The 9,113-nt window shown below is 44.5% G+C and carries 7 protein-coding genes and 2 pseudogenes; 3 read left to right on the plus strand and 6 right to left on the minus strand.

Annotated elements, in window-relative coordinates; all coding sequences use genetic code 11:
• Together ABYB02_RS11540 and ABYB02_RS11545 are read left to right on the plus strand one after the other, a co-directional pair.
• Nucleotides 1-86 (plus strand): annotated as a pseudogene (locus tag ABYB02_RS11540) (YebC/PmpR family DNA-binding transcriptional regulator); the annotation flags it as partial.
• A gap of 73 nt (nucleotides 87-159) precedes the next feature.
• On the plus strand, nucleotides 160-1,434 hold the full coding sequence (locus ABYB02_RS11545; RefSeq protein WP_372762599.1) for a protein kinase: 1,275 nt from the start codon (nucleotides 160-162) through the stop codon (nucleotides 1,432-1,434).
• A gap of 57 nt (nucleotides 1,435-1,491) precedes the next feature.
• On the opposite strand, the gene gap is transcribed toward ABYB02_RS11545, so the two are convergent.
• From gap to glk, 5 genes are all read right to left on the minus strand, one after another.
• The gene (gene gap, locus ABYB02_RS11550; RefSeq protein WP_372762600.1) at nucleotides 1,492-2,496 is read right to left on the minus strand and encodes a type I glyceraldehyde-3-phosphate dehydrogenase; all 1,005 of its coding nucleotides are present in this window, start codon (nucleotides 2,494-2,496) and stop codon (nucleotides 1,492-1,494) included.
• Nucleotides 2,493-3,125: a bifunctional 4-hydroxy-2-oxoglutarate aldolase/2-dehydro-3-deoxy-phosphogluconate aldolase gene (gene eda / locus ABYB02_RS11555; protein ID WP_372762601.1), complete on the minus strand. Its 633-nt coding sequence runs from the start codon at nucleotides 3,123-3,125 to the stop codon at nucleotides 2,493-2,495. Before eda ends, gap begins: the two co-directional genes overlap by 4 nt.
• Nucleotides 3,126-3,154: 29 nt before the next feature.
• The gene (gene edd / locus ABYB02_RS11560) at nucleotides 3,155-5,008 is read right to left on the minus strand and encodes a phosphogluconate dehydratase (RefSeq protein ID WP_372762602.1); all 1,854 of its coding nucleotides are present in this window, start codon (nucleotides 5,006-5,008) and stop codon (nucleotides 3,155-3,157) included.
• Nucleotides 5,009-5,333: 325 nt separating this feature from the next.
• Nucleotides 5,334-6,347, minus strand: coding sequence for a LacI family DNA-binding transcriptional regulator (locus ABYB02_RS11565; RefSeq protein ID WP_372762603.1), 1,014 nt, complete (start codon nucleotides 6,345-6,347; stop codon nucleotides 5,334-5,336).
• A gap of 34 nt (nucleotides 6,348-6,381) precedes the next feature.
• On the minus strand, nucleotides 6,382-7,374 hold the full coding sequence (gene glk / locus ABYB02_RS11570) for a glucokinase (protein ID WP_372762604.1): 993 nt from the start codon (nucleotides 7,372-7,374) through the stop codon (nucleotides 6,382-6,384).
• A gap of 296 nt (nucleotides 7,375-7,670) precedes the next feature.
• Here glk and ABYB02_RS11575 point away from each other — a divergent pair, with 296 nt between their 5' ends.
• A complete protein-coding gene (locus ABYB02_RS11575; protein WP_372762605.1) occupies nucleotides 7,671-8,696 on the plus strand; it encodes a LacI family DNA-binding transcriptional regulator in 1,026 nt (341 codons plus the stop codon).
• A 51-nt stretch (nucleotides 8,697-8,747) separates the two neighbouring features.
• On the opposite strand, the pseudogene ABYB02_RS11580 reads toward ABYB02_RS11575, so the two are convergent.
• A pseudogene (locus tag ABYB02_RS11580) lies at nucleotides 8,748-9,113 on the minus strand (NAD(P)-dependent oxidoreductase); the annotation flags it as partial.

Raw genomic sequence — 9,113 nt, forward strand, 5'->3', positions numbered from 1 at the left:
AAGATGTAGAAGTGATGGAACGCTTTTTAGCCATGCTTGAAGATTGCGACGACGTTCAAATCGTGTACCACAACGCCGAGTTTTAAGCGCTAATAACCCGCGTGTTTAAAGGCCAACTTAGTTGGTCTTTTTGTTTTTTGTAAAATGGATTAGTAAATTTTGAATACCCTAGAACAACTGCGTGCGGGTGCTTTAAGCGGCGCTCGCCACTTACAAATAGTAGAAAACCTCACTGATTTTCCAGAGGAAATTTTTAGCCTTGCCGACACCCTTGAAGTGCTTGATTTATCAAATAACCAATTAAGCGAGTTACCGGCTGATTTTGCTCGGCTGACAAAATTAAAACGGCTGTTTCTATCGTTTAATCAGTTTAAGCATATTCCTGCTGTGTTAGCCCAGTGCCCCGCACTGATTATGATTGCGTTTAAGGGCAATCAAATTAGTGACTTTGCTGAGCATAGCTTGCCGCTCACAACTCAGTGGTTGATTTTAACCGACAACCGTATTGAGCAATTACCGCAGTCATTTGGCGAGCTTAAGCAGCTGCGCAAACTCGCCCTTGCCGGGAACCGCTTACGCACGTTGCCAAGCAGCATGCAGCAGTGTAAAAACCTCGAATTAGTGCGCTTATCCGCTAATAACTTAACCCACCTAGATAATTGGCTATTTGAGTTACCCAAGCTCAGTTGGCTTGCCTTTGCGGGAAACAATTTTAATAAAGCGCAGTGCCTAACACAAAGTAGTTTAGAGAATAAGCCACTGAGTGATTACACATTACAGCAGGTTATTGGCCAAGGCGCCTCTGGCGTGATCCACCTTGCAAAAACTGAAAATAAAGCGGTTGCTATTAAGTTATTTAAAGGTGCAATTACCAGCGATGGTTACCCGCTTGATGAAGTGAACTGTTGCTTACAAGCAAATGAACATGCCAATTTAATTAAGGTACTTGCATATATAGAGCAAGATCAGCAACTTGGTTTAGTGATGGAGCTAATAGATAATAACTTTAGCAATTTAGGATCACCGCCAAGCTTGCACAGCTGCACCCGCGACACCTTCGCAGATGGCTGCAACTATAGTAGCCAAGCCATTTATAAAATTGTGCAGCAAATGGCCAACACCCTGCAGCATTTGCATGTAAATAAAGTAAGCCATGGCGACGTGTACGCGCACAACACCCTGGTAAACCAACACGCAGAGGTTTTATTTGGCGATTTTGGTGCAGCAACTAATTTAGTCATGTTGAGTGAATATCAACGCCAACAAATGCAACGAATTGAAGTTAGAGCCATGGGGTGTCTAATCGATGATTTACTCACTGTGTGCAACGACAGCAATGACCAGGTTGCTGAGCTTACAGCACTTGCTAAACGGTGTATGCACACTGATATGGCGCAGCGCCCAACATTCAGCCAATTAGCACAACTGCTATAACGAGCACAAAAAAGCCACGCAATGCGTGGCTTGTTAAGCTTTAGTTAAACGCTTATATTATAAAAACTTACCAAGCGCTTTTACTTGATCTAGCATGCGGTTTGAAAAACCCCATTCGTTATCGTACCACGCCATAACCTTCACGAGCTTACCGGTCGCTTTTGTTTGAGTTGAGTCAAACACACACGACGCTGGGTTATGGTTAAAGTCGATAGAAACCAGCGGTAACTCGTTATATTGTAAAATGTCTTGCATTGCGCCATGCGCCGCATCTTGCATAATGGCATTGATTTCTGCAATGGAGGTATCACGCTTAGCAATAAAGGTAAAATCAACTAATGATACATTAATGGTAGGCACTCGCACCGACATACCATCTAACTTACCCGAAAGCTCCGGTAATACTAAGCCCACAGCTTTTGCTGCCCCCGTTTTAGTGGGGATCATCGATTGTGTTGCGCTACGCGCACGGTATAAGTCTGGGTGATACACGTCTGATAAGTTTTGATCGTTGGTGTAAGCATGAATAGTTGTCATGCTACCTTGCTCAATACCTACCGTGTCGTTCAGTGCTTTTGCAATCGGCGCTAAGCAGTTAGTGGTACACGATGCATTAGAAATTATATTGCTGTCGGCCGTTAATACATGGCTGTTTACACCGTGTACAACAGTGGCATCTAAATCGGTGCCCGGAGCTGATACAATGACTTTTTTAGCACCCGCAGTAATATGTTTAGCGGCGGCTTCACGCGTGGTGAATAGCCCAGTACACTCTAAAACAATATCAACGCCTAATGCTTGCCACGGTAAATTTGCCGGATCACGTTCTTGCGTGAGGGTAATAACATCGTCGCCAATTAGCAGTGTATTATCAGCTAAGGTTACTTTTTTAGAAAACTGGCCATGCACTGAGTCAAATTGAGTAAGGTGGGCATTGACATTAGCGGGCGCTAAATCGTTAATTGCCACGATTTTAATTTCATCATTTTGTGCTGATTCATACAGTGCACGTAATACATTACGTCCGATACGGCCATAGCCATTAATTGCTACATTAATCATTTTTGACTCCTATTTACTTCACATGCTTGGCGAGCAAGCGATTCAATAGCTTGCCAGTCTTTGTTTTCAATTAATTGTTTGTCTAACATCCAGGTACCACCTACACAAATTACATTGTTAAGTGCTAAGTAGTTAGGCGCAGTGGCAAGTGTGATACCACCTGTGGGGCAAAATGTTACATCGGGTAATGGGCCTGCAATCGATTTAAGCATCGCAGTGCCACCCGCAGCCTCTGCAGGAAAAAATTTTAAATATTTAAAACCCTGCGACGCTAACTGCATTACTTCACTTGGGGTAGCGGCGCCCGGTAAAAAAGGAATATCCGTGGTTTTTGCCAGTGCAACGAGTTCGTCGTTTACACCTGGGCTAACCATAAAGTCAGCGCCTGCGGCCACTGAAGCATCAAAGCTGGCTTTATCAACCACAGTGCCGGTACCCACATAGGCTTCAGGTACCGCAGCTTTCATTAATTTTACCGCTTCAATCGCAATCGGTGTACGCAGCGTAATTTCAAGTGCTTTTAAGCCGCCGTTATACAGTGCCTGTGCAAGCGGTGCTGCGTCTTCTAAATTATCGATTACCACAACAGGGACGACAGGCGCCGATGCTAATATTTTTTCAATACTCATAACTGTTCCTCATTACCCACAATGGCTAATTAATCTTCAATTCCAAATGCACTGGCACCTAAATCGGCGCTGCTAACAATGTTTCTAAAGCCGGTGAATAACTCACGCCCAGTACCAAAAGTTAAGCTAGGTAGGCTTAATTGCAGCTCGCGCTTAGCCAGCTCATCATCGCTAACATGAACTTTTAAAATGCCATTTGGCGCATCTAACGTAACTAAATCACCTTCATGAATTTTAGCAATAATGCCACCTTCAACCGCTTCTGGGGCTAAGTGAATCGCTGCAGGCACTTTACCTGATGCGCCCGACATACGGCCATCGGTAACAATGGCTACTTTAAAGCCTTGATCTTGCAAGGTGGCCATGACCGGCGTTAACTTGTGCAGCTCTGGCATCCCTTTCGCTTTCGGTCCTTGCTCTTTAAGCACCGCAATAAAGTCTTGGTTTAACTCGCCGCGGCTGTAAGCATCTTGTAATTCGCCTTGTGAGCTGAACACTTTTGCTGTAGCCGTAACCACTTGGTGCTCTGTGGCCACTGCCGATACTTTAATGACCGCTTTACCTAAATTACCGGTTAACAGTTGTAAGCCACCTTGCTTACTAAACGGATTAGATACAGGGCGAAGTACCTCTTCATCATGAGAATTCTCTGGGCACGCAACCCACTTCACTTTAGTTGGGCCAGTTGCATTACTGAGGATTACGCTGTCATCTTTATCTAACCGCGGCTCGGTCATATAAGGGGCTAAACCTTCGCCAAGCATGGTTTTCACATCGGTATGTAAATACCCTGCGCTTGCTAATTCGCGCATTAAAAAGCCCATACCACCCGCAGCTTGAAAATGATTTACATCGGCAGAGCCATTAGGATAAATACGTGTCAGCAGTGGTACAACCGCCGATAAATCCGACATATCTTTCCAAGTCACTTGAATACCCGCGGCTTTAGCAATTGCCACAATATGAATGGCATGATTGGTTGAGCCGCCAGTTGAGAGTAAACCTACTAAGCCATTAACTATGGTTTTTTCGCTAATAACATCCGCTAAACATGGGCTGTCTTTATCGTCGGTTAATTGCTTAAGCATGGTTTCTACCGCGTTACCGGTTAAGCCATCGCGAAGCTCTGTGTATGGGTTAATAAACGAGCTACCAGGCAAGTGTAAGCCCATTATTTCCATTAACATTTGGTTTGAATTAGCAGTGCCGTAAAAAGTACAGGTGCCGGCACTATGATAAGACGCGCTTTCAGCTTCAAGTAAGTCTTCGCGACTAACTAAGCCTTGGGCAAACTTTTGACGAATACGCGCTTTTTCTTTGTTTGGAATGCCAGATTGCATCGGCCCTGCTGGTAAAAAGAATACCGGTAAGTGGCCAAACGATAACGCACCAATTAATAATCCCGGTACAATTTTGTCGCACACACCTAAACAAAATACACCATCAAATACATCATGCGACAGTGATATAGCGGTAGACATTGCAATCACATCGCGTGAAAACAACGACAATTCCATGCCGTCACGCCCTTGCGTAACGCCATCACACATAGCCGGTACGCCGCCTGCCACTTGTGCTGTAGCGTCGTATTTTGTGGCAATGCTTTTAATTAAATCGGGGTAATCTTTATACGGTACGTGTGCCGATAACATATCGTTGTAAGAATTAATGATTGCTAGGTTTGGTTGCTCATCCGCTTTTAAGCGTGCTTTGTCGTCACTGCTACAGGCCGCCATAACGTGGGCAATGTTGCCGCAGCCTAATCCAGCACGCACTCTTGTTTGTTTTTTTGCGTGTGAAATACGATCTAAATAAGCTTGGCGGGTTGCTTGGCTGCGCGAAATGATACGTTCGGTGACTTCTTGAATTCGTGGATGCAACATAATATAACTCAACTCTATTCGTTAGAGGATAAAGGCTCAGTGGCAACTAAAGACTCCACGTATTTAATTGCCCTGAGCATCTTTGGCTTACCCGTTCAAAGGTACCCTGCCAGGGAGTCTCTCACAACCTTCCTGACACCGGTGTCACTGTATTAACGCACGAGCATGACACCGGTGTCAACCCTGAGCCATAAAAATAGTCTATTTTTTTAACATCTGCAAATTTTAGCCGTTTATTTCGCCGCTTTTTAGCCATAAAAAAACCCAAGTACGCGTCACTCATACTTGGGTTACTGTGAAAAGCAGTGTAACTGTGGTGGCTAACTCATTTCACGGCGGCGGTTGACTCGCGCGTAATAAGTTTCGCTTCAAGCGTTGCTTGATAGGGTTTTTCTTGCGGCTCTACAATTGACGCAATAAGTTGAGTGACCGCTTGTTTAGTCATTTCCTCAACAGGTTGTGCAATGGTGGTTAATCCTGGCCAAATATGGCGCGCTATCGGTGCGTTATCAAAGCCTGCAATTGAAATATCTTCGGGCACTTTTAAGCTGCGCTGAGTGGCTAACTTAAGCACTGCCGCCGCCATGTAATCGTTTGAAGCAAATACGGCCGTTGGTCGTGGCGATAAGTCTAAAATACTACGCGCACTGTCTACCCCTGAGTGGTAACTAAAGTTACCCTCTTCCACTAAACGCTCTTCAAACTCAATGCCATGAGTAGCTAAGGCGCGGCGGTATCCCATAAAGCGTTGTTCGGTGGCACTGTGATCAGGGTGACCTTTAATGAACGCAATCGCAGTATGACCTAACGAAATTAAATGCTCGGTTATTTCAAACGCGCCCTGCTCATCATTACTGCGCACCGAAATAGAATCATCTTCTAAAACCGCCGACGCAACGCGAGCATAAGGAATATTTTTCGATTTTAAAAAGTCGGCTAATTCGGCAAAGTCCGAAAATGGCGGGGTTAATACTAAGCCATCTAAGCGAGACGATTGCAGCAGCTGGTCAATATTGTTGATCAGCGCATCGCCGCGCAGCTCACAGGGGTGAATAAGCAAGTTATAATTATTTTCTTGGCACGCTGCAAGTGCCCCAGTTTGTACACGAGTAATGTAACTTTTACTGGGGTTATCATAAATACACCCGATAATAAAACTGCGGTTTTGTGCTAAACCACGCGCTATTGGGTTAGGTGTGTAATCAAGCTCTTTAAATACTTTAAGTACTTTTTCACGCGTTGCTGCGCTTACATTTGGCTCGTTATTTAACACGCGAGAAACGGTTTTTTTAGACACGCCAGCGTGACTTGCTACACTATTTATGGTTACTTTTTTCATTTATTTACTTCCATATACAAACAGGAAACGCTTCCTATTTGCTGTTATGCAAACATGCTGCAGCACCAATTAAAGGGATATTATCTTGCGTGACCAAGGTCACAGGAATTTGCCCAGCATATTGAGACATAATACCTTTTTGTGAAAAACGTTCAACAAAACGACTCGCTAACAAGCGTGTTTGCATGCGTGGTAATATTCCACCGCCAATGAATAAACCACCTAGCGCACCGTACGTTAATGCATAATCGCCAGCGACACTACCCAGCCAATCACAAAACTGATTAAGCGTAGCATCACAAATGTCGCATTCACCGGTGTTTGCTAAGTTACTAATTTGAGTGGCATCTAACGGCTTGGCGTTAACGCCGTGAACCGCTGCCATGGCCTTGTACAAATGGGCAATTCCAGGGCCTGAAAAAACCGTTTCTACCGACACATGCGGATGATCTTTACGTAATTGCTGCAGTAATTTTTCATCTAAATCGGTCACTGCCGCTAACGAGATATGCCCGCCTTCTGAGCTAAGCACCGCAGTAGATTGTATGGTTCTCACTAAACAGGCCGCGCCAAACCCTGTACCGGGGCCAATAACAGCAATATTTGCATCACTATCGGCTTGACCCATTTTGATCACCACATTTTGCTTGCTGTCTAAATAGGGGGCAGCATGAGCAAACGCCGCAAAGTCGTTAATCACCTCAAGCTGGGTGAAGGAAAAGTATTGTTTGAATTCGCTAACAGTAAAATGCCAACCTAGATTGGTCAATTGTACTTGTTCTGCTTTAATGGGTCCGGCAACCGCTAAACAGGCACGCTGCGGTTTAATATGCGCAACAGTCGATAAGTAATGCTCGGTTGCACTTTGTAATGATTTAAAATTAGCGCTGGGGAATGTTTGATTATGCTCAATAACAAATTCATTTTTTGCTGCATCAAAAGCAGTAATTAACGCAAAGCGAGCATTGGTGCCACCGATATCGGCAACTAAAATAGGATCAAATTTGGCAGAAGAGTGTAAGCTCATGGTGTTATCTCTTTTGTTTAAGCGACTCATGCTTGTTATTTTACAACGGGACACCCATTGCGCTTTTATTACTTTAGGCTATCACCCTAAAGCAGCTATCACAGTAAAAAAATGCTGCCTATAAAAAATATAGACAGCCAATACGTTTTGACAACAAAATGATAAAACGCCACCATTATGACACCGGTGTCATGGATAAATCAACAAAAAAAGTGCTTTATTGATAAATTAGCTTGAAATAAATCATTAATAAACGAGAATGGCAGCATTCTTCTATTGGTAAATAAGTAGTGTTCATGAAAGGTAAAGCCACCTCATTTGATATCGCCCATTATGCTGGGGTGTCGCAATCTACTGTGTCTCGTGCTTTACGAAATAGCCCCCTGGTGAACGAAGAAACCCGCAAACGGGTATTTGAAATCGCAAAAAAGCTAAATTATAAAGTAGATAAAAATGCCAGCAACTTACGTACGCAACAAAGTAGTACCTTAGCCCTGCTGTTGTTTGAAGATCCCACCTCTGATGAATCGCAAATCAATCCGTTCTTTTTATCTATGCTGGGCAGTATTACTCGCGCCTGTGCCAAAGAGGGCTACGATTTACTGGTGTCGTTTCAGTCAGCCAGTGCTGATTGGCATGCCGACTACGAAGACAGCCACCGCGCCGATGGCATTATTTTGTTGGGTTATGGCGATTACATTGACTACCAGCCAAAATTTGACAGCCTGCTAGCACAAAATACCAAATTTGTTTGTTGGGGCGCCAATGTAGATAACCGCCCAGATCTCACTGTGTGTTGCGATAACGTTGGCGGTGGGCAACAAGCGGCAAACCATTTTATTGCCCAAAACAGAACCGATTGCGCATTTATTGGCGATGCATCGCACCATAGCCCGGAGTTTTTTGCACGCTTTCAAGGTTTTAAAGCTCAACTGGCGGCTAATAATATCACCTTAAACGAACGTAAAATGGCCAATGCCATTTCCACTGAAGAGTCGGGCTATCATGCTACACGTTCACTGATCGCCAATAACATTACCTTTAATGCGCTGTTTGCGGCCAGCGACCTGATTGCTATTGGCGCTATACGGGCACTTAAAGAAGCCGGTATTCATGTTCCCAATGATGTGGCGGTGATTGGCTTTGATAATATAGCGATTGCCAGTTACACCAACCCACCACTGACTACCATAGAGCAAAACACCACCCTAGCGGGGCAAATGTTAGTCGCCAACTTGTTAAAGCTTATTCGTGGCGAGCATGTACAAAGTACCTTGCTACCACCTAGTTTAATTGTGCGCGGTTCAAGTGTTCATGTGTAATGTGTAATGTGCCCTAGCATTACACGCTAAATTGTAAGTTACTACTTTGGCTTAGCCGTGTAACTTGCGTATAACGGGTAACACTTCGCTTGATTCATCATCTAACATAGCAAGTACACTAGCAACGCCATACTTAGGTTGCCAATCTAACTGTGTCTGCGCCGCCGATGAATCATAGATACGGTCTAAACTAACCGGTAATGCCCAGCCTCTGCGCTTAAATTCGCGGGCTAACTCGGGGCACTGCGCTGTTAATAGCCTATCGGCATGCTGATAGATAGGCACACAATCGGCGCGTTGAAACGGCGTTTTGCCAGAAATAATAAAACGCTTAAACCCAGCTAAACGCCGCTCTACAGCAGCTAAATGGGCATTGGCTACATCGCGCGCATCTATACCCCGCGTTAACCGATACAG

This window comes from Pseudoalteromonas sp. (assembly GCF_041613455.1).
Classification (GTDB): domain Bacteria; phylum Pseudomonadota; class Gammaproteobacteria; order Enterobacterales; family Alteromonadaceae; genus Pseudoalteromonas.